Annotated in this window: 23 protein-coding genes; 11 read left to right on the forward strand and 12 right to left on the reverse strand. The window is 39.2% G+C overall.

Going from position 1 to position 24,834, the window contains the following annotated elements:
- Positions 1–16: 16 nt before the first annotated feature.
- Complete coding sequence (locus BUA72_RS12515) at positions 17–2,869, reverse strand: TonB-dependent receptor (RefSeq protein WP_072923204.1); 2,853 nt, start codon at positions 2,867–2,869, stop codon at positions 17–19.
- 148 nt (positions 2,870–3,017) lie between these two features.
- On the reverse strand, positions 3,018–4,073 hold the full coding sequence (locus BUA72_RS12520) for an AraC family transcriptional regulator (RefSeq protein WP_083544206.1): 1,056 nt from the start codon (positions 4,071–4,073) through the stop codon (positions 3,018–3,020).
- A 164-nt stretch (positions 4,074–4,237) separates the two neighbouring features.
- On the opposite strand from BUA72_RS12520, the gene BUA72_RS12525 reads away from it, so the two are divergent.
- On the forward strand, positions 4,238–5,230 hold the full coding sequence (locus tag BUA72_RS12525) for an MsnO8 family LLM class oxidoreductase (RefSeq protein WP_072923206.1): 993 nt from the start codon (positions 4,238–4,240) through the stop codon (positions 5,228–5,230).
- A gap of 16 nt (positions 5,231–5,246) precedes the next feature.
- A complete protein-coding gene (locus BUA72_RS12530; protein ID WP_072923207.1) occupies positions 5,247–5,609 on the forward strand; it encodes a hypothetical protein in 363 nt (120 codons plus the stop codon).
- 115 nt (positions 5,610–5,724) lie between these two features.
- Here BUA72_RS12530 and BUA72_RS12535 read toward each other — a convergent pair whose 3' ends face one another.
- The gene (locus BUA72_RS12535) at positions 5,725–6,648 is read right to left on the reverse strand and encodes an NAD(P)-dependent oxidoreductase (protein ID WP_139259601.1); all 924 of its coding nucleotides are present in this window, start codon (positions 6,646–6,648) and stop codon (positions 5,725–5,727) included.
- 116 nt (positions 6,649–6,764) lie between these two features.
- On the opposite strand from BUA72_RS12535, the gene BUA72_RS12540 reads away from it, so the two are divergent.
- Positions 6,765–7,346 carry a Crp/Fnr family transcriptional regulator gene (locus BUA72_RS12540; RefSeq protein ID WP_072923209.1) on the forward strand — a complete coding sequence of 194 codons (582 nt, stop codon included), beginning with the start codon at positions 6,765–6,767 and terminating at the stop codon, positions 7,344–7,346.
- Positions 7,347–7,655: 309 nt separating this feature from the next.
- The gene (locus BUA72_RS12545) at positions 7,656–8,591 is read left to right on the forward strand and encodes a ketopantoate reductase family protein (RefSeq protein ID WP_072924085.1); all 936 of its coding nucleotides are present in this window, start codon (positions 7,656–7,658) and stop codon (positions 8,589–8,591) included.
- A 157-nt stretch (positions 8,592–8,748) separates the two neighbouring features.
- Here the strand turns inward: BUA72_RS12545 and BUA72_RS12550 are convergent, their stop codons facing one another.
- The 6 genes from BUA72_RS12550 to BUA72_RS12575 form a co-directional block, all read right to left on the reverse strand.
- Positions 8,749–10,893, reverse strand: coding sequence for a S8 family peptidase (locus tag BUA72_RS12550; RefSeq protein WP_072923210.1), 2,145 nt, complete (start codon positions 10,891–10,893; stop codon positions 8,749–8,751).
- A 209-nt stretch (positions 10,894–11,102) separates the two neighbouring features.
- A complete protein-coding gene (locus BUA72_RS12555) occupies positions 11,103–11,453 on the reverse strand; it encodes a 4Fe-4S dicluster domain-containing protein (protein ID WP_047454127.1) in 351 nt (116 codons plus the stop codon).
- Positions 11,454–11,614: 161 nt separating this feature from the next.
- Complete coding sequence (locus BUA72_RS12560; RefSeq protein ID WP_228407877.1) at positions 11,615–11,944, reverse strand: 2Fe-2S iron-sulfur cluster-binding protein; 330 nt, start codon at positions 11,942–11,944, stop codon at positions 11,615–11,617.
- Positions 11,945–11,979: 35 nt separating this feature from the next.
- Positions 11,980–12,534 carry an NADPH-dependent FMN reductase gene (locus tag BUA72_RS12565; protein WP_072923211.1) on the reverse strand — a complete coding sequence of 185 codons (555 nt, stop codon included), beginning with the start codon at positions 12,532–12,534 and terminating at the stop codon, positions 11,980–11,982.
- 6 nt (positions 12,535–12,540) lie between these two features.
- Positions 12,541–13,041, reverse strand: coding sequence for a DUF2480 family protein (locus tag BUA72_RS12570; RefSeq protein ID WP_072923212.1), 501 nt, complete (start codon positions 13,039–13,041; stop codon positions 12,541–12,543).
- Positions 13,042–13,206: 165 nt separating this feature from the next.
- Positions 13,207–13,833, reverse strand: a complete 627-nt coding sequence (locus BUA72_RS12575) for a superoxide dismutase (RefSeq protein ID WP_072923213.1) — start codon at positions 13,831–13,833, stop codon at positions 13,207–13,209.
- 192 nt (positions 13,834–14,025) lie between these two features.
- On the opposite strand from BUA72_RS12575, the gene BUA72_RS12580 reads away from it, so the two are divergent.
- Complete coding sequence (locus BUA72_RS12580; RefSeq protein ID WP_047454133.1) at positions 14,026–14,646, forward strand: helix-turn-helix transcriptional regulator; 621 nt, start codon at positions 14,026–14,028, stop codon at positions 14,644–14,646.
- A 299-nt stretch (positions 14,647–14,945) separates the two neighbouring features.
- Here the strand turns inward: BUA72_RS12580 and BUA72_RS12585 are convergent, their stop codons facing one another.
- Together BUA72_RS12585 and BUA72_RS12590 are read right to left on the reverse strand one after the other, a co-directional pair.
- Complete coding sequence (locus tag BUA72_RS12585; RefSeq protein WP_072923214.1) at positions 14,946–15,332, reverse strand: hypothetical protein; 387 nt, start codon at positions 15,330–15,332, stop codon at positions 14,946–14,948.
- Between the two features lie 292 nt (positions 15,333–15,624).
- Positions 15,625–17,004: an MFS transporter gene (locus tag BUA72_RS12590; protein ID WP_072923215.1), complete on the reverse strand. Its 1,380-nt coding sequence runs from the start codon at positions 17,002–17,004 to the stop codon at positions 15,625–15,627.
- A gap of 73 nt (positions 17,005–17,077) precedes the next feature.
- Between BUA72_RS12590 and BUA72_RS12595 the strand changes: the two genes are divergently transcribed.
- The 3 genes from BUA72_RS12595 (at position 17,078) to BUA72_RS12605 (ending at position 19,360) form a co-directional block, all read left to right on the forward strand.
- Positions 17,078–17,944 carry an AraC family transcriptional regulator gene (locus tag BUA72_RS12595; RefSeq protein WP_072923216.1) on the forward strand — a complete coding sequence of 289 codons (867 nt, stop codon included), beginning with the start codon at positions 17,078–17,080 and terminating at the stop codon, positions 17,942–17,944.
- A 160-nt stretch (positions 17,945–18,104) separates the two neighbouring features.
- Complete coding sequence (locus tag BUA72_RS12600; RefSeq protein ID WP_072923217.1) at positions 18,105–18,599, forward strand: MarR family winged helix-turn-helix transcriptional regulator; 495 nt, start codon at positions 18,105–18,107, stop codon at positions 18,597–18,599.
- Positions 18,596–19,360 carry a hypothetical protein gene (locus tag BUA72_RS12605; RefSeq protein WP_072923218.1) on the forward strand — a complete coding sequence of 255 codons (765 nt, stop codon included), beginning with the start codon at positions 18,596–18,598 and terminating at the stop codon, positions 19,358–19,360. The genes BUA72_RS12600 and BUA72_RS12605 overlap by 4 nt, the downstream gene beginning before the upstream one ends.
- Positions 19,361–19,370: 10 nt before the next feature.
- Here BUA72_RS12605 and BUA72_RS12610 read toward each other — a convergent pair whose 3' ends face one another.
- Entirely contained in the window at positions 19,371–19,997 is a 627-nt protein-coding gene (locus tag BUA72_RS12610; protein WP_072923219.1) for an RNA polymerase sigma factor, read from the reverse strand.
- Positions 19,998–20,239: 242 nt separating this feature from the next.
- On the opposite strand from BUA72_RS12610, the gene BUA72_RS12615 reads away from it, so the two are divergent.
- The 3 genes from BUA72_RS12615 to BUA72_RS24475 all read left to right on the forward strand — a co-directional run bounded on the left by BUA72_RS12615 (position 20,240) and on the right by BUA72_RS24475 (position 24,797).
- Positions 20,240–21,181 (forward strand): FecR family protein, encoded by a 942-nt coding sequence (locus BUA72_RS12615; RefSeq protein WP_228407878.1) that lies wholly within the window; start codon positions 20,240–20,242, stop codon positions 21,179–21,181.
- Between the two features lie 58 nt (positions 21,182–21,239).
- Positions 21,240–24,548, forward strand: a complete 3,309-nt coding sequence (locus BUA72_RS12620) for a TonB-dependent receptor (RefSeq protein ID WP_072923221.1) — start codon at positions 21,240–21,242, stop codon at positions 24,546–24,548.
- Between the two features lie 87 nt (positions 24,549–24,635).
- A complete protein-coding gene (locus tag BUA72_RS24475) occupies positions 24,636–24,797 on the forward strand; it encodes a hypothetical protein (RefSeq protein WP_175548898.1) in 162 nt (53 codons plus the stop codon).
- The last annotated feature ends 37 nt before the right edge of the window (positions 24,798–24,834 follow it).

Here is a 24,834-nt window from a genome sequence, read left to right on the forward strand (position 1 = left end):
GAAGGTTATATTGTAATTAAAAATTGAAATTAACGCCAAGCTGGCCTCTGATCCCTGAATAGGAAAGGTTTTCTACTCTGGATTTTGTCCCCATATAATATCGGTTGGGTTCATTGAAAATATTATTCAGTTCTGCAAACAGTCTTATGTTTTTACTGATACTGTACGACGTAGAGGCATCTACTGTAAAGTTTTTATCAAAATGCTGATAATGATCCGGGCCGGCAGCTGTTCTTATTTCGCTGACGTAATCGCCCTTGTAATTTCCAGCCAGACGGATCATGAGTTTACTGGTTTCGAAAAATAATATGGTGTTAAAAATATGCTTGGCCTGATTAGGAATGGTCGTTTTCATTGTTCCGGTTTGTTTTCCGTTTTCATAGACCGGCATTTTCACTTCCGAAGCGATATACGTGTAATTGCCCTCAAAACCGAAGTATTTCAGAATACCGGGCAGCCGTTCAAATCGTTTGGAAATCCCGACTTCAAAACCGTAGAGTTTTGCTCCCTCTAAATTTTTGGGAGTGGTAAAGGTGTAAGGAAGCCCATTGACATTCAGAATAGACTGGTCTTTGTAGATAAGGTCCGTAATGTCTTTATAAAAAGCTCCGGCGGTGACAAGATCCAGTTTTCCGAAATAGTTTTCAAACATCAGATCAAAATTATTCGAAAAAGTAGGATTCAGCTGGGTATTTCCCTGAGTGACCGTATTGGAAAGATCATTGACAATAGTTCCCGGGTTGAGGTCATTAAAATCAGGTCTGGCAAAAGATCTTGTATAGGCAGCCCTCAGTATCCGGTCTTTGTTCAGTTTCCATTTCATATTGATCATCGGCAGAAATATATTGTACTTTTTCCCGTCTTTGATATCCTCGGTCACAGTTCCTGTCTTATCTGAAACCACTTTCTTACCGTAAAAGGAAATATCATTGTATTCATTTCTTATACCGCCGAGCAGTTGCAGGTTTTCACTAATTCGCCAGGTTCCCATCATATAGGCAGACCATACATTTTCTGTTCCCCGGTAGGAGCTGGTCATATTGGAATTGCTGTTCTTTCCGCTTACCTGCTGAAGTCCCAGGCTGTTTTGGGTATCTGTGTTATAAAACTGATCGATTTGTCCGTTGGTAATCTGGTTGATCATCACCGATTGATAAGGATTGCCGAGAGGATTCATAAAACCTCCTTTGAATGGAAAAGGAGTTTGGTCAAACTGGCTCATATAACTTACCGGAGATCCCGGAATGCCCAGTGCTGATTTTGGCATCCATACCAATACAGCGGCATCTACTACTTTTTCTTTATTATTGAATTTGGTTCCGAACTGGAGTTTAAAATCCTCTGAAACGGTGTATTTCAGATCGATCTGGCCCCGCAGATCCGTTTCACTGTTACGGTTCTGGCTAAGAATCACCTGATTCAGTTTTAGCTGGCTGGCGGAAACCGGGCTTTGATGATGAGGTAAGGTAAAGTCTGACGGATCACCTGTTCCGCCGGGAGCATCCATGGCAAAATATTTTCTGCCATCCGAAGCCAGATTTCCATAAGTCATAGGCTGTACAAAATTGACGATAGGGTAGCCTCTGTCATGGTCTTCCAGATTCTCCGGAGAATTGAATTTAAAGCTTGATCTGGCTTTAGACAAAGACCAGTCTATTTCCAAACGCTGGCCAACCTGATGATTTCCACCTAACTGCATGGAATACAAATCGGTAAGATAATCGGCATGTCTTGCCTGTAAAGTAACATTTTTAGCATCAAAATTAAAATAGGTTTCCCGGACAGACTGTTCATCTTTGTATTGGCTGTACAGTCCTTTGAAGTACAGCTTGTTTTTACTGTTGATATCATAGTCCATCGCGTAATTGAAGCCCAGAGTTCTCCTGTCCGCTAAATAATCACGAAGCTGTAACTGATTGATGGAATAGGATGCCGTCTGGTCTGCCAAACCATAATTGAAAATATTCCGCATCTGATCTATAGCGCTGGACCGTTGCCATATCACAGCAGAAGAAATAAATTTCAGCTTTTCCGTAATTTTATTTCCATACACAATAGAAGAGTTAAACGTCGGGGATTTGGACATATTGACATATCCGGTAGCCGTACTTATGGCCAGTGTTTCTTTGTTGGGAGATGTTTTTGTAATGAAATCTACGTTTCCGCCTATAGCATCGCCGTCAAGATCAGGAGTCAGTGCTTTTGATAAGCGTACACTCTGTATAAGTTCAGAGGGGAAGATATCCATCTGGACACCTCTGTTTGCATTATCACCACTGGCACTAGGCATTCTGCTGCCATTTAACGTGGAGGAGGTCCATTGAACAGGTGTCCCTCTTACGGCTACAAAACGTCCTTCTCCCATATCCCTTTCGATAGAGACTCCCTGCATACGCTGTACGGCATCTGCAGCATTACGGTCTGGTAATTTACCGATAGCATCCGCGCTCAGAACTTCCGTTATGGTATTGGAATTTTTCTTCATGGTAATAGCCCGTGCCTGTGACGCTTTATAGGCGCTGCTGATGACTACTTCCTGAATCGCATTCTCTTTTGCTTTTTTTTCTCCTAAGCTGATTAAACCAAGATCAATGGTCTTCTTATCAACGATTGTAAATGGTAAATAGAAGGTTTCGTAGCCTGTATACTCCACGATCAACCTGTAATTTCCATCCGGAATATTGCTCAGTACAAAAGAACCGTCTGTATTCGACGTTATTTTTTCTGCTTTATTCTCTATATAAACTAAAGCATTGGGCAGGTTTCCCTGCTGGTCTACTACAACGCCGTGTACTGTCGTTTGAGCCATTGCAAAGCCTCCCAGAAAAAAGCCTGCTGCAGTGGTTAAAAAAAATCTTCTTCGTAACATTTTCTAAATTTTGCACAAAGATGTTTTCCCTGAGAAAGAATTCAGTTCATTTAAATTTTACCAGACTTATTTAAAATGAAACATTATTTAATGTGTTTATTATCAATTGATTATGTTTGTTAAATAATTGTAATATACCATTTTGCCGTTATAAGATATGATCTGTTGGAAGGCAGTTGAATTCTTTTTTAAAATATTTATAAAAGGTAGATTTAGACTTAAAGCCACATTGATAAGCCAGATCTGTAACATTAGAACCGGGCTCTTCTTCCTGCATCCGTTTGAACCGTAAAACCCGGTTGCGGTTGGTATATTCGTGAAAGTTGGAAGAAAGGTACTGACTGAATGTAATGGTAAGATCCGTTCTGGAAACAGATAATGACTGAGAAAGCTGATCCAGGGTAAAGTCTTCATCCAGATAGATCATACTTTGGTCGTAAAATTCATCTATTGAGGATTTTACTTTTTCAAAGTCTATTTTAGAAAGGTCTCTGTACAGGTATTTTTCCTTAAATGCAGCCTCTTCAATGACTTCAGATACTTCTTTTTTCTGCTGTTCGTGGTACGTTAAAACATAAACGTACAGTATCCAGGCAAACTGGATGAGAAATGAAAGGTTATACATTTTTTGAAACAGAAGAATATCCAAACCTAATTGATAGCTGGACCAGAAAGTCAAAACGCTCAATAGTACAAAAGATAAAAACAGCCTGAACTTTTTAATGAATGGATTTTCGATCTTTTTTTGATATACTGACAATACAACGATACAGATTATCAGACTTCCGATCCAATAGTGAATATAATAATTGGCAAAATACTTAGTGTACCAACTAATAATTACATCTCCCTCTCTGTACCCAAATAGCTTTGCCGACAATCCAAAAGTATGGATAAGAACGATCAGAGATAAAGGATAGAGCAGGTATTTGAGTTTATCCCTGTGCCTGAAATTAATCAGATAAAAAGTAATGTACAGGAATATCAAACCTTTAAAAACCCTCAGACTGCCCGGTATTTCATAAAGAACAGATTCATACCCGAATCTTTGAATGATGAAATATTCGTATCCCATATCCGTTACTACCGTCACAATGTAGAGCAACAGCATATTGTGAAAAGACTTTCTGTTCTTCGCAAGACAGAGTAAGACAGCTAGCGTAATTACAGCCTGCAGGATGACAACCATTAAAATGTACAACATAGCCAGTTTATATTTGCCCAAAATTATCAATAAACGGGAAGTCTGTTTTTAACGGATCATTAAATTTTTGGTATTTTTATGAAAAGTTTTCTGTGATTAATGGGGGGGGATACGTTTTCACTCAGTCAATATTTAGTTTTGAATTAAAAAAGTAAACAACCGGTATGAAATTAAAATTAGGCATTCTGGATCAGTCTCCAACTGTAAAAGGAGGAACTTCTCTACAAGCCTTAAAGAACAGTATTGATCTTGCCGTATTTGCAGATGAAGCAGGTTTTCATAGCATCATCTATTCCGAACATCATGGCGTAGAAGCCTATGGAAGTTCAAGTCCTGAGATTCTTTCTGCAGTGGTATTAAGTAAGACAAAACGCATCAAAGTAGGCACGGGAGGCATTATGATGAAGAATTATTCGGCCTACAAGATCGCGGAATGGACCAAAATGCTGGGAAGTCTGTATCCTGAGCGTTTCATTCTGGGCTTGGGCAAAGCGCCGGGAGGTCTAAAAGATGCTGTTTCCGCTCTTAATAATCACAGACCTGTTATTCTATCCAGTCAGGAAACCAAACTTGAAGAAATCATTCAGTATATCAAAGAAGAAAAAGGTATCTATGACGGGCTTATTGCTCAACCTACAGATGTTACCCTCCTTCCCGAAATCCTTTGGCTGGGTTCCGGGATTCAGTCTGCTACAGAAGCTGCAAAACATGGAGTAGGGTATTCCTATGCAGATTTTATGAGAAACGGGCCGGGCGTGGAAAGTACAGAAACCTATTTAAGAGAATTTGATAAAAACCAGTACAGTTCTGCTCCTTCACTGCAGGTCGCTGTTGCGGTATCCGTCGCGGAAGATCTGAAATCTGCCCGGTACAATGCATACGGAATGGCTTATCAGTTTCTGCAGGCTAGACATATTCAGGCTCCGGAAGCACTTCTTCCCACCGAAACCATTGAAAAGAGAATCCTGGGAACTGAAGATGAGGAAGAATTCTTTAAAATCCTGGATCATATTATTCTGGATACGCCCGGAAATATTTCAGAAAGACTTCGGGAGAAGGCTGAAGAGTATCATACAGATGAACTTTTGCTCCTTTGTAATATGTATCGGGAAACAGACCGTCTGAATACCTATAAAAGTATTATATTGGCCCATTAATAATCACATCCTTCTTATGAGCTACAGTATCCAGTTATTCACCGTTGAAACAAAAGAAAAAGAGCAGGCAGCCAATGACGACAGCTTTTTTGACCGGGAAGAAAATCTTGCCCCTTTTACAGAAAAACAGATGGCAGGGTTAAAAGAACGTCTTTTAAAATACAAATTTGAACTGGCCAAAGAAGATGATTTCGGACTTCATTTCAGTCATCCGGATGAAGATTTTGGAAATGTTTTACTGACGGATAAAGGGTTGTATTTCAACGCGAATTTAAGTGAAAGCTCCATTTTCGAAGTGGGAATGACAGCATCTGAATTTACCGATACCGGCGAATTTGCAAAGTATGATCCACAGAATGAAGGCTGGGAAGAATTTTAAACACTGAGGTTTCAAATTATAACGTTGGTTAACTGAAACACCACCATGATAAAATACATGAGGTAAATTTTCCTTTTAGCGATCATTCCATTGAAGCAAATTAAAAAACTACTGGTTACTTTTTGTCAGATAATTTTTTAAAATTCTGGAAAGTTTCTGTAACTCCTTCAGGCTTTTCATTGGTAAAAATATCCGATTCTGAAACCCGTTCAAAGGTTTCGGCAGTTCCGGAAGCGATGGCATGAGGGAGATTTTCATTTTTCAACATATCGGCCAGCCCTTTCATTTCATCAATCCTTCTTGAAATATGCTGTGGATAGGTAGGTGTTGTTTTAATGAGATCCTGATAGGTTCCGGGGAGAAATGCCTGAAGACTTTCATTCAGTTCATCTAGGATTCCGAAGTGAGCTGCTGCGGTCATAGTTTCAAAAAACAGAGCATTCATCCCTTTATTCACCATAGAAAATAAGAGTTTGTAAGCGGATGCTGCTTCTATTTTTTCACCGGCATCCTTAATTTTAAAAACGGACGCAAATAAATTGATAAACAGATGCCTGTAAGGGCCACTCACCAAGAAAACAGCATGATCCGGAACGTCCCTGGAAGCGCCCATTACTGCTCCGTTAACAAAAGGAACATCTACAGCCGAAAATAGTTTTTCAATGGATGAGGCCAGAGCAGGAGTATTAGAGTTCAAATCCACGTAGAGAGGACGGTTTGAAGTTGTTTTCAGACAGGAAATAAAATGTTCTGCCATCGTGAGGCTTCCTTCCGGTTTGGTAAGTGCAAGGACAACATCTGCCTGTTCAATGGCATCCTGAAGATAATGCTTATCTGTAATTCCTGAATTTTGTATATTTTCCAATGTTCTTGACGATCTTCCTTCTCCCGCAGTGATGACTTTAAAATCATGGCGTATAAGTACTTTGGCTATTTGGGTTCCCATATCTCCGGGAAACAGAACAGCAATGACAGGCTGGGTTTTCAATATAGATAATTTTTGAAATGATGAATAGTTTGAAAATACAAATTTCTTCATTTTTTTCAAGCTGTTATGGATATTGTTTCGATGGTAATTATTGATAAAACCGATTAATAAAGGAAAGTGTTCCGGATTTTGCTTAATTTTGACTGTTGCTGCAGTCCTTTATTATCATGAATAAGTCCACAATAAATCAATATTTCCATTCCTTATTTGACATCAAAGAAGAAGTGGTAGAAAAAATCACTGAGACATTCAATCCATTTGAATTAAGAGCGAATGAAGTTGTCTTGCATAAAGATGAGGTCAGTACCAGAACATTTTTCCTGGAAAAAGGCTACGTACGTTCCTTTATTCTGAATGAGGACAATGAAGAAATTACAACTAATATTTATGTGGCACCGTGTTTTGTGAATGACTTTCTGTCGTTCTTCAGACAGCAGCCTGCAAAGGAAACCTATCAGACCATGACGGCCTGTTCTTTCTGGGAAACGAGCCTCGAAAATGTGCAGCATAATTTTCATAACATCCCGGAATTCAGAGAATTTAGCAGACTTCTTTTCGTTCTGAATTATTACAGCATCCACGACCGGCTGATTGAAATGGCCAGTCAGAAAGCTTCCACACGGTATTCTAATCTGATGAAAAAGCATCCGGATATTTTCCAGCATGTACCATTGAAAGTTATCGCTTCTTATCTTGGAATTAAAGACAGTTCACTGAGCAGGATCAGAAGAGACATCAATAAAATGTAACCCAAGGCGTTTGAGAACCGGTGGGTTTTAGGGTAAATGAGTTGCTGAGTCGTAATTGTTTAGCTAAGATCTGATATCTGACATCTTGCATCTTGGCTCTTAAATCTACCAATCACCATTGACATTTCTAACCTCAACCTAAAAAATCTCATGTCTCGTGTCTGAAATCTGATGTCTGATGTCTAGTATCTTGGTTCTTAAATCTATCTTCTAAACCTTTCCCTCAGCCTTGGTCTGAAAATTCAATTTCTTCGCATTTGTCAAGTGATTTATTCAAATTTGAAAGCCATCTTTGTTAAAAATAAATTTATGACTAAGAAACATATTGTAGTGGCCGGATTGGGCGGAGTAGGAGGATATTTTGGTTTTAAGATCAATCAGGAAAACGAAGTTTCCGGAAAATATAAAGTCACTTTCATTGCAAGAGGTGAAACGTATCAGAAAGTAAAGGAAAATGGTTTGGTACTTCTTTCTCCCGAACATTCTGTAAATCATACACATCCTGATGCTATCTTACAGAATATTAGTGATGTAAAAGATCCGGATTTGGTGTTGATCTGTGTAAAAGAATATGATCTGGAAAATATCTGTCATCAGCTTAAGGATGTCATCAGTAAGGACACCATCTTGCTTCCTATGATGAACGGCGCAGATATTTATGAAAGAATAAGAAAAATAATTCCCGATAATATCATTCTGCCCACATGTCTTTATGTGGCTTCTCATATTAAAGAGAAAGGAGTGGTAGAGCACAAAGGAAAAACAGGAAAGATGATCGTAGGCAGAGATCCTCAGCATTTTTCTGGGGATATAAACTGGATCGTAGATCTGCTGAAAGAAAGCAAAATCGACTTTGATTTTAAAGATAACTCACTGAACGATATCTGGACCAAATATATTTTCATCGCCAGTTTCGGCTTGGTAACAGCGAAACATAATTCTTCTATCGGAAAAGTAGGTACGGATGACGGGCAGAGACATGAAGCTTCTGAGATTATGAAAGAAATAAAAATGATTGCTGATCAAAAGGGAATAGTACTGGATGAAGATATCATTCAGAAAACCTTTGACAAAGCAGCAACATTTCCTTTCGAAACACCTACCTCTTTACAACTCGACGTGAATTCCGGTAAAGAAAATAATGAACTGGAACTGTTGGGTGGTGCCGTTTTGAATTTCGGAAAGGAATTAGGCATAGACACGCCTTTTACCCGGAAAATATATGATGAGATATTGTCAATGTAATTGCAATAATTAAAAACAGAACAGGAGGTTGGGTGCTAAACTGGATGTTCCAAATAATGTACTGTGAGAAAAAGAATACCTCCTGTCTGTCATTAAGAAATAGTATGTTATGGTTCTTTTGTAAAAGATTTAAATAGATCTAATCGGTAGTAAACACTTAGTCTCTGATTACTTTTTTAGAAACATTGGTTTTTCCTGTTTTGATTTCAATGATGTAAATTCCTTTTGCATACGGCGATAAATCTACAGGCTCATGATCGCTTTTGATAACACCGGCCTGGAGTTTTTTACCGGAAATATCATAAACGGTATAAGTGGACTGTCTTGGAGCATTGACTATTTGAGAAATGTCTTTAGTCACCGATGGTACTACAGCAATATCATCGTGCTGTTTTACGGTATCGCCGGTGCCCAAAACCTGTGTATATCCTGAAACAATAATAGAATAGTTTTGTGGAGCACTAGCTCCGGTTCCGTTTACCAAACTGCCTTTATTGGTGATTTCAATTCTATATTCCCGGCCGGCCGCAGGGGTCTGGATGACAACCTGTTCTACATTGTCTACTGTATTATCTCCTTTTGTGGCAGGGGTCATAGGACTTAATGCATTTAATTTCCAGGGTTCATAAGTACTACCAGTCACCACATCAATAATTCTTACATCTACATCATTCACTAATCTCGAGGTTCTGTCATTGTGAGCACCGGCATATGTTATATTGGCTGGAACTGCATAAGCCGGGTCAACCCATGAAACAGTTACTTTTAATGGTTCACTTCCTGAAGCGAGAACTCTTTTTTTGTTAGGTGTACCACTGGTTAAAGTTTCATTATTAAACAAAACGCTGTTGTTTGATTTACCCACTAATAATTCTGCCCCTTTTTTAGCATCAATGAATCCCCAGCCGAAATGTGGATCCGGTCCTACATTTCCTGCTTCCAATGCGGAATGTACCATTAGTGTTTTAGCAGAGGCTGCATTAAGTTCAGCACCGTTGAAAAGCTGCTTATTGATCTGGGTCCAGAGTCCGATAATTCCGGTAACCACCGGCCCGGAAAAAGAAGTTCCGCTGCCTACGGTAAGTTGTTGGCTGCCAGTAGTATCTTCTGCGGTGGCAGCACTGCCAACGTTTGTGCCAACAGCGGTGATGTCAGGCTTTACAGCACCGTCATCCCTTGGACCTGCGCTGCTGTAATCGGAATGTATCACATCTGTTGCAGCAGTGTATCTTCCATCATTGGTCGTAATAATATCAGTTGCGCCCACCACAATAATATTTTTACCTAAAGAACCCGGACCAATACAGTCATATCCTAAACCACAATTTGTTGGTGGAAGCGTATCCGTTGCTGCAAATTGAGTTGGAGTAGCAGTAGCGTAATAGTATTTTGGAAATGTTGAAGTTCCGGGATAAGTAGGACCAAATCCATAACTGTTTCCAGCTGATTTTACAATAATATATGATGGATTGGTGTAGACAATTTGGTCATAACTTTGATCTTCTTCAAGATATGAACCTTGAAGGTCATACGATGTAGATGGGCTCGTAAAGCTGCTTCGCCATACCCATGCATTTACTCCGTTGACTTTTTCCAGATTCCAGCCAGGATTGGTTCCGTAAGAGTGGTTGGATATTTTGGGTTGGGCAGTTAGTATTTTTTGAAAAACAGTACTTGTGGAAGTATCGCCGGGTAGTGTAGTTGTCGCGAAAGCATAAGAATCTATCGTGGAATTCTTGGCAATTCCCTGAAAATTAATGGTTCTGGTACTGCCATTGGTAAAAGTTACCGTTTGGCTGTATGGTTTTGCTCCAATGAATCCTGCAACTGAAGTGGCATGACCCCCATAGTTCATGGTTGATGCTTCTTTATTGGTAATTCTGTTGGGGATATTGTCAAAAAACACATGCCCGGCAAATACTCTACCCGAATTGTCAACCTCTCCACCATCAAAAATGGTAAATTTTATATTTTCCCCGTTAAAAGTTCCCGTAAGCCCGTTTACGGTTCCATTTTGGAGAAAATCAGAATTGGAATTCTTGATCTGATCACCGTCATGAGTCTGAAGAAAATAGGGTCTTCCGTCCGGTAGAAAACCAGCCAATTTGCTCTTCTTTTCTTCTATTTCTTTCTGGATCTTCGGGGTTTTTTCCTTTGATCCATATTCCTTTGAAATAAATGCATCAAATTTTTCGGAATTCTCTTTATTTTTTCTTTCAAATTGTTTTTTAAGTGCCTCATTATCTTGTGCAGCGGCAAAAAAAGTCATTAGCGCACTGATTAGGAGTAATTGTTTTTTCATATCCAATAGGTTTTTTAATTCTAAGTATCAAAAATTGACAGTGCAATTAAAAAAACTTTAATAAGTATATGAAAAGAACAGTATTAAAAACTTGTTAACTGTTTTGAAAATATTCCATTTATTTTGTTAGCTTTAAAAAAAACAATGATTTGTAAATCAATGTTTTAGTTTTGATAAAGTGTTAATTGTGTGATCATTCAAAGTGAACGTTATTCGTGATGTAAAAAGTGTTGACGGTCAAATAGAATTTCATCTGTTTCACGATGGTCAGGATCATCTACGCAGCAGTCTACAGGACAGACTGTTTTGCACTGTGGCTCTTCATGAAAGCCTTTACATTCCGTACATTTTCCGGGTACAATATAATAAACATCATCTGAATAGGCTTGTTGATAGGCACTTGCCTCGGCCTCCGTTCCGTCCGGAAAGACCACTTTTCCGGAAAGTTTTGTTTTATCCTGCCAACGCCAGTCGATGGCGCCTTCATAAATAGCTGAGTTGGGACATTCAGGTTCGCAGGCCCCGCAGTTGATGCAGTCATCCGTTATTCTAATAGCCATAAGTATTTTGATTTTACAGATTTATTTGAAAAAAAGGGATTTCCGTTGGTTTACGGCCCTGGAAATCCCTCCGTCTAAACATAATTTAAATGAAAAAAACAGTTGGCTTTAAGCATTGATCAGATCGTTGCTCAAGCAGTCTTCTTTATACTTTTACTGAATTAATTTTGTGCAATTTCTATGGAAAGTCCGTCCATTGCAGCAGTGAGCTGAATCTGACAGGCCAGTCTGCTTGCAGGAGTCGTTGTAAAAAGTTCAGACAAAAGAGCTTCTTCCATATCTCCTTTTTCCGGCAACACTGCAATTTCATTCAGAATATAGCAGTGACAGGTTGCACACATGACCATTCCTCCGCACATGGCTTCCATAGGCAACTCGTAAGCCTTACAGATATCTTTAAGACTAAGGCCCATTTCCAGCGGACAGATCAGTTCATGGATATTTCCTTCCTGATCTTTTACGGTAATTGTAATTTCATCCTTCATTGTCATCTGTCAATTTTAATAGTTCTTATACTATAGTTTTATTAAATTCTTTCTATCCTTTTTGTGGTAGCGATGCTGATCAGTTTATCAAATTTATCGGCGTATAGAGAAGATATTTTAGTTGGGTCTTCATGATCAAATAATGCCGGTCTAATGACTGGAACGCTAAAAGGTAACGGCCATGCCCGAAGAGATTTAGCAACAACATCCATAGTATTGATGCCCTGCATCGCATGAAGCCCATCTGCCCAGCAAACCAGTCCAACCGTTTTATCCGTAAGGTAAGGCTGATAATGTCCTGAGGTAACTTCCAGCCAGTCCAGGCAGTTTTTCATCACTCCGGGAATGCTTCCATGATAGAGTGGGGCAAGCCAGAAGTGAATATCTGCTTCCAGAAACAGCTGAGTCATACGCTCTACTGCCAGCGGTGTTTTAGTAAGCGTAACATCAAATAGAGGAATCCCTGAATCAGCCAATGTGAAAATTTCACTACTGAACCCTGTTTGATGAAGCTTTTCTGCGAAATATTGCGAAATCCGACCGGAGGTGGATTCAGATCTTCTTTCCAGTGAGCCGTTAAATATAATTGCTTTCATGATGAGTTAACTTTTAAAAATTACTTTCGGCAGGCCTATTTCGCCATACATCAGGGTTTTAACCAATGGCTTCAGGAGGCCGGCAGCTAATAAATAGAGTGAAGGATCATGATCAGCTCTTGCTCTTACGACTACTTTCTGATTTTTATAGCATTTCAGATCTGCATACATCAGGCGGCGTTTCCAGAGATCCAGCAGGATAGTTTCCGCACTGTTTAAATCTGCATAAACAGCATACGGAGATAATTTTTCCATTAACATCATATACGCCCAGGGCGGAATAATAGCATCTGTAGAGCAGATTATTCCTACCGCTTTTTCATTGTACACAGAAAAATCTACGGCAGCAATTGATTCTTTAAACTCTTTCTCCTTCACAATCATTCCCATGAAAAGATGGTCCTTGATATCCAGTTCTACAATTTCTGTACTAGGTTTATAGTTTAAAAGATCAAGAGCAATGATTCCTGAGGCTTCTGCTTTATTGATGAAAATTTTCTGATCCATAATTGATTCTTTTGTTAAGATAAGGAGTTTCAAACTAAAAAGAGGAAATTATTAAACCCAAAAGAACTATAAGAAATAATCGTCCTGACAGTAACTTTCAGCTTCCTTATTCCAATCTCCAAATCCTAATTTTTTAACCCGAATTCAGGTCACATTAAACTTGAATTATCTGATTTTTGAAAGCGCTTCTTCATATTTTTTTTCTACAGCCGACCAATCCAGAACCGACCAGAAGGAATCTAAATAATCTGCTCTTTTATTCTGATAAGCCAGATAGTAAGCATGTTCCCACACATCGATCCCAAGGATCGGAAAACCTCTGTTGACAGATTGGGTATCCATCATAGGATTGTCCTGATTAGGTGTTGAAGCGATAGCCAGTGAACCATTGAATTTGACAAATAGCCAGACCCATCCAGATCCGAATTGTCCCAGACCTCCTTTTTTCATTTCAGCTTTGAAATCTTCAAGGCTTCCAAAAGTGTTGTTGATCGTTTCTGCCAGTTTTCCTTCAGTGTTTAATTTAGGCTGAGGAGAAAGAATATCCCAGAATAAAGAGTGATTGTAATGACCGCCTCCGTTATTTCTTACTGCGGGACTATATTCGCTTATTCTTTGAAGAATGGAATCTAAATCGGTAGAGGTTTCTTCAGCTTCCTGTAAGGCCGCATTCAAATTATCAACATACGCCTGGTGATGGCGCTGATGATGGATCGTCATGGTTTCTTTATCTATAAATGGTTCCAGTGCATCATAAGCATAAGGAAGCTGAGGCAGGGTAAATGAGTTCATTTCTTTTATTTTTTTGATTAATGTGTTTCAAAGGTAATCATATATTTTAATAAAACAACTTATTGGTTGTTTTATGCCATATTGTGAATTCAATGCAATGGATTGATTTATATGTATTTGATGTGTAAAATGATAAATTATAGAAAATGACTATATTTGTTGTAGCAAATAAAACAACTCAAATATTGTCAAATGAAGAAGCCGGCAGCAGACCGTATCCTGATGTTTTTAAAGATGAGAGGAGAAACCACATCCCTTTTGATCTCTAAAGAACTCTCTATTACAAAGGAGGGAGCACGGAAACACTTATTGAACCTTGCTGAGGAAGGACTCATCAGATCCGTCACCAAAAGTGAAGGGGTGGGGAGGCCATCAACTTACTACACGCTGACCGAAAAAGGACTTTCTCAATTTCCAGATTCTCATGCGGATGTAACGGTTCAGATCCTTCGGTCTGTAAAAAATCTTCTTGGAGAAAATGCCTTGAATCTTTTGATTAATGACCGAGAAAAAAATACGTACGAACGGTATGAAAAAGCCTTAGTGAAGGCAGAGTCTCTGGAGCAACGTCTGGATGTCCTGGTAAAAGTCCGAAGTGAAGAAGGGTACATGGCAGAATGGACCAAAGAAGGGAATGATTATTTCTTAATCGAAAATCACTGTCCGATCTGTGCTGCTGCTACTGAATGCCAAGGGTTTTGCCGCGCTGAACTATCCAATTTTCAAAACCTCATCGGTAAAAATTATCAGGTGGAAAGGATCAATCACATTTTGTCGGGAGGGCAGCGATGTGTGTATAAAATAAGTGGGTGATTTTTTTAGGTAGCAGGTAATAGGTAATAGGCTGCAGATAGCAGGTAACAGGTTGCAGATTATAGTAAACATTAATAGGAGCGGGCTTTAGCCCGCTTTCAATTTACAGGAATCGTAAAGGCTTTTATAAAATATAATAATAAAATCACAAGGGTTATTATCAATATGCCATTTTAAAATCAATGACAATATTTTCGACAAAGACTAAGATATTCAATAGGAGCGGGCTTTAGCCCGCTTTCATTTTAAAGATATGACAAAGGCTTTAGCCAAAACCTAAAAACACCCATACTAAAACATCAAATCCATTTCTCAATAAGATGAAGCCAAAACGCTCTTTCTTCACTAATCACAAAGACGGCTGATGATTTCCTGCGTGTTACCGTACTTCCAGTCGTCTGAATCTCAACATAGGAAGCCAATCCATGACTTTCTGTAGTATGCACCTCTATATTTTCAAGAACGATGCTTCGGTCCGGAAATTGGGCATAAGCTCCCGGAAGCCATTCTGAAAATGAAGCCAAAGTAATGGTATCATTATTACCATTAACCATTTTAAAATTTGTACTAAAACCAGCCAAAAGCTTTTTATAAAGGCTTTCCTGATCTTCTTTTCCACGAAACCATGCTTCAATATCCGTATGGAATTCTTTAATTTCTTTAATAACTTTTTCTGTGTTGTTCATAAGTTTAAATATATAATGTTTTGTATTAATGGTAAGAACCGGGATATCAGGCTAAGGTTTAAATTAAGATTGAGGTGAATGATAGATTCAAGAGCCAAGAACCAAGATACCAGACATCAGATTTCAGACACGAGACTTTTAAAAATGTCAATAATGAATTTTGCCTAGCACGTGAATGGTGAATGGCAGATCCAAGACACAAGATGGGAAACGTCAGATTCTGGCTCAACAATTCCGAATTAGCAACTCATTTACTCTCAAACTCTCTCACCCCGAATCTCATAACCTTGAATTAATCTTTACTGTACTTCAGGAGGGTTTTATTGATGAAAACTCCAACGATTTGAGCTGCACCAATCATCAAAACAGCTAATGCAAAAGCTTTTGGAAACCCCAAATATTCTATGGCACTGAAAAAGATTGTTCCTATAATAGTCCCTCCGGTTACACTTCCAATCTGTATGCTGATACCGATCAATCCGGATGCCTGTCCTGCTTTTTCCTTACTGACCAATGCAATCGTTTTTCTCATCATCACTGGCATAATGATACCATGACCCAGTCCTGCTATAAACAGACTGACATCTGTTCCAAAAGAAGGTTTTTCCTGAAGATCAATGAATAGCGAGGTTAGGGAGAATCCTGTCATCAAAAGACTCAAACCTATATAGATCATGGTATGTGAAGAAAGTTTTATCCTCGGAACAAGCAACGGTCCAAGGAAGAAAGCAATCCCGTAGGGAATAATAGCCAAACCTGTTTCTACCGGATCTTGATGCAAAAATTGCTGCAGATAGTACGGATAACAGATAAACAGTCCGGATGTGAAATTGTAAAAGAAAATAATCAGAAGACAGAGAACAAATGGGCGATGCTGCAAAAGACTGGGGTCTATCAATACAGGTTTATTCTTACGCAATGATTTAACCTCATATCTGTAAAATACCATCAACAGTAAAAGTCCGGACAACAGAATCGCAAAAATCCACCACGCCCAATGGTACTTCCGACCAAAGATGATGGGACAGATCAGCATCAACAATGATATAATCAGCAGGAAAGCTCCGGTAAAATCAATGCTTTGCCTTTTTTCTTCACGGTTATTGTCCATAGTAAAGTGAATACCAATGATACAAAGTATGGTGACAGGGACATTGACGAGAAATACCATTTCCCATGAAAATACGGTCCAGTGAAGATTAAGCAGAAAACCTCCCAATAATTGCCCTGCAACAGACGCAAGCCCGAATACGGAACTGAATATACTGACTGCCTTTGGCTGCTCATGACTACTGAACAAAACCCTTATGGAAGCCAGAACCTGAGGTGCCAGAAAAGAAGCTCCGACTCCCTGAAACAGGCGGGCAATAATGAGAAATGTAATATCAGGAGAAAAAGCACAAGCAAGAGAAGAAAGTAAAAAGATGTACAATCCGAGGATGAAAATCTTCTTCCTGCCATACACATCTCCCAGACGGCCTCCGCATACTACCAAAGCAGCATAAGTCAATCCATAAATCGCAACGACCAATTGAAGCTGATGATCACTGGCGTTGAACGCTTTTTTAATGGAAGGAAGTGCCATATTGACGATAAAATAGTCCAGAGGCGAAAGAAAAGCGCCTGCGGTCAGATAACCGAGTGCCTGCCACCGTTTGGGGTAGATGTTCATATTTTTTCTGCAAAATTACCCGCTTATTGTACTGGTAAAATTGTACTTTTGGAGGATAAATAAGTACTCACACATGAAAATCTTACCCGTTGAACGTATTGATGTTAATGAAATCAAACTTTGTCAGGAAGAAATTTCACTCAAAACGAAAACCTTTCTTTCCCTGGTTTATGTTCTGAACGGGCATGGAACGCTTACTTATGACGAGCGGACCATTACTTTTAAGGAATCTAAGTTGTTTATTATTCCCCAAAATCAACTGTATCAATTTAAAAGTGAAAATGCAGAACTTGTTACCATACAGTGCCCGATTGAGTTTATTGATAAAATAAGACTGGAGGCCGACCGTATTGAAAGCTGCGAAAATCTTTACAAGCTTCAGTATATCAGCAATAATTATCATGCAAGGGCAGGATGTGTTTTTCGTAATAAAGAAGATGAACGTTTTGCAGAAGTCCTTATCATACAGATTGGCAGAGAGTACAGGAACAAAACCAATGATTATCTGATCATCCGGAACTGTATTTCCATTCTGCTGAATCTTATCGCCAGAAACATCATTGAAAGTGAAACTTCTGATCTGCAGCAGAACAGGAAAGCTTTTTCCATCATGAAAATCATCACCTATATTCAGGAACATGTAAAGGATAAGGAGAAAACCAGAATTCAGGTGATCGCTGATCATTTTGGCATTTCAAGGAATTATTTCGGGGAATATTTTAAGCAGCATACCGGGGTTTCTTATCAGGATTATTTGTTGGATTACCGCTTGAAACTGGTGGAAACCTATCTGAAATACAGCAGTGCACGGTTAAGCGAAATTGCTTACGAACTTCAGTTCAGTGATGAAAGCCATCTGTCTAAGCTTTTCAAAAAGTACAGACAGATGACACCCAAACAATACAGGAAAAATAGCTTAAACCCGGAGCAAGGGAACTAAATTTTAGAGAGGTAATGGTTTGATAGTGTTTGATTTATGTCTGGTATAATAATTCTTGCCTCTTTTCTTTTTTAACAAAATCAATAAATTTCAGAATAAATATAAAGTTAACTATATAGTTGACTTTATATTTATATATTTGTAATTAAATCAGTAGGAAATGAATCAGGATTTTATTAAAGAATTAGGATATAAAGCACTGGATAGCAGGTTGAAAAGAATAAGTGACCGGATGTCCCATGATGTCCGGAAATTTTACAAAGAAATGAATATTGATGTAGAACCTAACTGGTATCTTGTTTTTATGCTGCTGCAAAAAAATAAAGAAATGTCTATTATAGATATTGCAGAGCCTTTGGGATATTCCCACCCTTCGGTAGTTGCTATTGTAAAGAAAATGGCGGACAAAGATTATCTGGTCATCAAAAAAGATAGTATAGATAAACGGAAACAGATGGTCTCACTTACAGAAAAGGCCGTGAAAATGCTTCCCCATCTGGAACAAATATGGGACAGTTGTGAAAAAGCGATTTTACAAGTGCTTTCCGATGATCTGGGAATTTTGGCTTATCTGGACAGTATAGATGCCCGATTGAAAGACGACTCTTTTCATGACAGATTTAAAAAAGAATACTTAAAAACCAATATTGTATGAAAACACTCCTATTTATCGCAGCTTTTCTTATGTCGGGTCTGACGGTTTCTGCAGCCGAGACCAAGATTATGATCAGGGCAAAAGCAAGAGATGCAAAATTTATCGGAAGCTCTTTGGGCGGTGCCCATATTATCGTCCGGAATAAAGTCAATCAGCAGATTTTGGCTGAAGGAAATACAACCGGAAGTACCGGAAATACAGATCTGATCATGAAGGGAGCCAAAACAAGGGGCACTTCCATCACCGATCCACAGACGGCTGGCTTTCTTGTGTCTTTAGATATTAACGAGCCAACTTTTGTCAGTATTGAGGTAGTCTCTCCATTTAACAATAAACAGGCGCAGGCTACCGTAACTACCGAGCTATGGCTGATTCCCGGAAAACATATTCTGGGTGACGGGATTATTTTAGAAATCCCCGGATTCATCATTGATATCCTGAAACCAAGAACCCATCAGTATATTTCACTGAACAGCATTAAGGGAAAACCTTTTCCGTTTCAGGCCAATATCGTCATGATGTGTGGCTGTGTTATTGATAAAAATGGTGTCTGGAACTCCGACGAAATTGAAGTCAAAGGCATTCTTAAAAAAGACGGCCAATATCTGAAAGAGGTCAATTTCTCACTGATCTCTACCAATCTGTTTGAAGGAAGTGACCTTTTAAATACGCCCGGAAACTATGAACTGACCTTGTATGCCTATCATGAGAAATCAGGAAACACAGGCGTAGACAAGGTCAACTATGTCGTGTACGAATAATCACTCTTTTTTAATACTTCGTCAGAAGTTCCATCAGCATCAGGATAGATACCAGTTTTTTAGAAGACTGGTATTCCGGGTTCAGCTGATCACGTATTTCCCCTAAAGCTTTGCTTAATTTATTGCTTACTGTTTTGTTGCTGATTCCCAGGGCTTCTGCCGTTTCATCAACAGACATATTTCTTCTGATTCTCATATCATACACACTCTGCTCCGTACTAGGAAGCTGTGAAACGACCTCATCGATCATCAATAATAAAGCAGAGATCTCATTTTCCTCCAGAATCTCAAAATATTCCGTGTCTGATATATCGATCTCGCCGGTAGGATCATACTCATCTATACTAATGGTAGACGGTATCTTTTTAGAGCTGTTATAATGATCAATAATCCTGTAATGAAGATATCGGAGCAGGTAGCCTTTGGCACTTTCTGATTCATCGGTCTGTATGGCAGCGGTATCTTCAAGGATCTTGATCCAAAGGTTCTGCAGCAGTTCCTCAGACATCTCCTTATCTCTCGTTCTCGTGAAAACAAAACGGTAAAGACTATCCCAATACCGCTCGTAAAGCAGCATGAATGCAGGACGGTCGCCTGATTTTATTTTCTTTAATATCGTATAGTCTGTTGGTTTCATATCGTTACCGCAAAATTACCTAAAGGAAAATTAACTTTTTATGAACTTTGGGGATCCTAAGATTAATTATTTCTGAAAAATATCCCTTAAATGTGAATCAAATGTTGAGAAGATAGTTAAATGGCTTAAAATTATTAACAAGCTGGTTTTAATGTGAATACAATATTAAGAATGGCCTGGGGAAGTTTTTCATTTTCACAGTCTTATAGATAGAAGTATCTGTGAATACCATGAAATATTTTATGAAAAGTCAAAAATATAAAAATACTGCCGCCTTCGTTTTTAAGCTCTGGCAGAGGGAAGTTTCCGAAGAAAAAATCTCAGAAAAAGAAGATGAATTATTAAGTCAATGGAAAAACCAGTCAGAAAGAGATCTTGATAAGATTCATATGAAAGAATCTAAAGAAAGAGTCTTATCTGCGCTGGAATTGTATTTTATCAAACCGGTAAAAACGACCCCGATCTATCCATTTAAGAAATATGCTTATGCTGCTGCAGTGATACTTCTATTATCAGTTGGAGGAATTCTTACCTATACTACTTTCTTTAAGCCGGATACCTACACCGCAGAAACCGGAAACCGGAAAGTCTATCTGGCGGACGGTTCTGTAGTGACCTTACTGAAAGGGGCAGAGCTTACGGTAGACCCATCATTCCCTGCTTCCACGAGAATTGTGGATTTGAAAGGAGATGCTGTTTTCTCCGTGGCGAAATCAAAGACACACCCGTTTATTGTTCGTGCAGACGGTTTCAGTACCAAAGTATTGGGAACTGTTTTTAAAATCTCTCAGTCCGGAAAAGATAAGTCAGTACATCTTTACGAAGGAAAAGTAGCTGTATCATCAGTAGGAACAGAAGTTTCTTACCTGAAGCCTAATCAGAAGTGGACGAATTTCGGGATCCCCCATACCGCTGCGGTATTATCATTAACCACAGAAAAAAAATCGGGAATGCAGAAAGCAAAATTACTGTCACTGAGTTTCAACGATGTTTCATTCAAAGAAGTGGCCGATGTCATGCAGGCTAACTATAAAATTAAGATTGTGTACCCGAAAGAAACGGCAGAGAAAAGAATCACAGCAGATTTTACAGGCGGTACAGCTGATGAAAATATGGAAGCACTGGCCTTTATACTGGGACTGGAAGTGCATAAAGAAGATCATATCTACACCTTAAAAAAATAAAATCACCCTACAGAATTAACCCTACAAAATAAAACTTTTAATAAGAGAACTTGAACATATGAAAAGATTGAAATGCGGTCTTACCGTTGCGGCAGTATTTTTTACGGTAGCAGCCGAAGCACAGGAACTGGTCCAGAAAGTATCATTTGCTGTCCCGGCAAGCAGACCTCTCATTGAGGTACTGGAAGATTTTGCCGGAAAAACGGGAATGAGGCTGGCCTATTCTAAAATGGACATTAAGGAGCTAAAGGTAAAAGGCGTAAAATGTGAAAATACTTCTGTCAACAACTGTCTTAAAGATATTACAAACGGGCTTCCGGTAGCCTTCCGCCTCCGTGGGGACCTGATTTCAATAAAATATGAAGGAAACGGCATCTCGGTAACAGGAGATGGGAAAATTTCAGGGAAAATAGTGGATGAAGTAGGAAATCCAGTTGCCGGAGCTGAAGTAACGGTGGCAAAGAAAACCATCTTAACGGATAACAACGGTGATTTTGTTGTAGATGTTCCCTCAGGAGTTTATACCCTTACTGTAAAAGCTTCAAAATACAGCCCATTGAGGGTAGAAAAACTTTCAGTGAATACCAATGAAACCAGTACGGTATCATTTGCGATGAAGAAGGCATCGGATAAAATAACGGATATTAAAGAAGTCGTTCTTACGGCCACCCGAAAAGCAGATACTCAGGCAGGCCTATTGGCTCAACAGAAAAAAGCGGCTCAGATGAGTGACGGAATCTCTGCCGAGCAGATCGCAAAAACGCCAGATAATGACGTGGGAGGAACATTGAAAAGGGTAACGGGAATCACGACGATCGACAACAAATATGTAGTGGTGCGTTCCATGGGAGAGCGTTGGAATACCGCAGCTATGGATGGAATCAATCTTCCAAGTACTGAAGCTTATAACCAGAACTTTTCATTTGATATTATTCCAACAGCGATGGTGGAAAGTATTGTGGTAAGCAAGACGGCAACACCGGATATGAATGCCAGTTTTGCAGGCGGTTATGTAGAAGTAAGAACCAAAGATATTCCCAATGAAAACTTTACAACGGTAAGTGTAGGAACTTCTTATAATGACCAGTCGGCATTCAAAGAATTTCTAACCCGTAAGCAAGGGAAATATGATTATTTCGGATATGATGACGGAACAAGAGATTTTCCTAAAGGCCTTGAACCAACAGACTGGAACAATCCCTTATTTTTTGAACAGTCGAAAAGATTTACGAATGACAATTTCAGCACCTTCAAAACGAAAGCGGATATGGGATCCAATCTGCAGTTGGCGCTGGGAAGAACGTTTGCCCTTAAAAATAACAACAAGTGGGGATTTGCTGGAGCATTTACGGTAAGAAACGAGCAGAATACACTGGATATTGACCATACGGGGAGAGGAAACTGGCTGGATACTACAGCTCCTTATGATCCTAACTGGCAGGCGAATGGAACAGATCCCATCGTGTTTTACAATTTTAAAAACAAAGGAGCTTCCTATAATTATAATTCCACGCTGGCGGGAATGTTGAATTTCGGATTACAGCTGGGGAAAAACAGAATTTCCTTCCGTAATTCATATACTCATATCTATGATAATACACTGACAAGGGTGACGGGCTGGAATGAATATACAGGAGGAAGCGGTATGGCGGCCAATGCGGAAGCATCCTATAATTATTTCTACAACGGAATTATTCCCAATAATGATCCTGCACAGATCAAAGCTCTGGACAAACCATATACCGATAATACCAATTATCCTATTTATCAGACGCTTTTGCAGAACAAACTGGAAGGAAATCATAAAATCGGAAATGTAGATATCAACTGGTTTGCTGCAAGAACAGGCGTGAAGTCTGACACCAAAGACTACACACAGTATCTGAGCCAATACGATTTCGTGGGGAGTGAGATTCTTACCTATCATATGGTATACAACTCAGCATCTGATTTTTACAGGGGATATATCGCCAATAAAGAAACGGATTATAACTACGGAACTTCCTTGAAATGGAATTTAGATAAGGGAAACTTTAAAACCGACATTAAAGCAGGTTACGCCGGTGTGATAAAGAATAATACCAACCAACAGCAGAAATTCTTTCTTAGGGTGGATGAAAACAGGGATGTTCCCAGCAGTGAAAAAGGATTCATGTCGTTGTATGGTTCTTTGCATCAATGGTTTGATGGCTCTAAATATGTTCCGGGAGGAATAGGCTGGCAGACAAAACCTATGTACAAAAATGACAAGTATGAAGGGAAAGTAACCCAAAATGCATTTTATGTCATGTTTGACAACAGATGGAAGAATCAATTCAGATTGGTTTGGGGAGTTCGTGCGGAATATTTTAAGTATGACCTTATTTCTCAGCAAATGGACGATTCGGATAATCAAAACGTTAAAAAAGCGCCTATTGATGATAAGGCATGGCAGTGGATGCCCTCTGTCAATTTTACCTACAGTCCTACCAATAAGATCAATGTAAGGTTGGCTTATAATAAAACTGTAATTCGACCTCAGTTTAATGAAAGAACAGGGTTGCCATATTTTGATCCGGTTGCCAACGGTTTGATCTATAATACAGAAATGACCTCATCGGTTGTTAACAACTACGATTTTAAATTTGAATGGTTTCCCGGCCTGGGGGAAATATTTTCTGCCGGATTGTATTATAAGGATATCGACAGGCCTATTGAGCGTGAAGGCCGTCTTTCAAATGAAGGAAACCTCTTTCTGTACAATGGGAACTCTAAGAATGCAAAGCTGAAAGGATTGGAAGTGGAGGTAAGGAAAAATCTCGGATTTATTGCCGAAGGATCTCTGCTGGAAAAACTTTTTGTAAGTGGAAACTTCACCTACAATACCACAAAGGTAATCGCTTTCAAAGATCAGTATAAAACAGGGGAGAATGGTGAAACCTATGAAGTGGAGAGACCTCTTTACGGACAGACTCCTTATGCCTATAATTTAGGAATGACCTACGACGGAAGCCGTTTTGGTGCCAGTTTTTTATACAACGCCAAGGGTGATCAGTATATCACAGTAGGGTATGATTATAACGGAGAGGAAATACAGCGTCCTTATGCGGTAGCAGATGCCCAGCTTTCCTATAAATTCTTAAGAAACAGAAATCTCGAAGTTAAATTCAACGTCAGAAACCTTTTCAACAGGGTGAAGGAGTTTTATAACAATTTCAATTCCTATTCAGTGCCCAACGGATCCGGAGGAAGTACCATATCAACGGATCGTGAGGCGTGGCAGCTTCTTCCGGGAGCTACAGATAAATATGACAAGAATATCGATAAGATCACATTCCGTGCTTACAGCGGAAGGATATTCGGACTAAGTGTGAACTATACGTTTTAAAAGATTATAAAGAACAGAATAAAAGAGCTCATTGATGCAATGCACAGGTTTTCGGAAACCTGAAGACGATCCGGATCAATACTGGTGATGCGCACAGCAGTACAGGATCAGACAAAAACCGGCCGCTGCTATTTTTCCCGGACAGCAGCGGATAAGCAGGGAAACCCGGCAGGACAGCTCCTCCTGAAATGCAGGGTAATCATACAACCAAATCGCAGGAATATAGAGGCGGATGTTCCTAAATATTAAAAATTCGGTCATAAAAATAATATGAACGGGTCTACTA

It is taken from the genome of Chryseobacterium sp. OV279 (assembly GCF_900128945.1).
GTDB lineage: Bacteria > Bacteroidota > Bacteroidia > Flavobacteriales > Weeksellaceae > Chryseobacterium.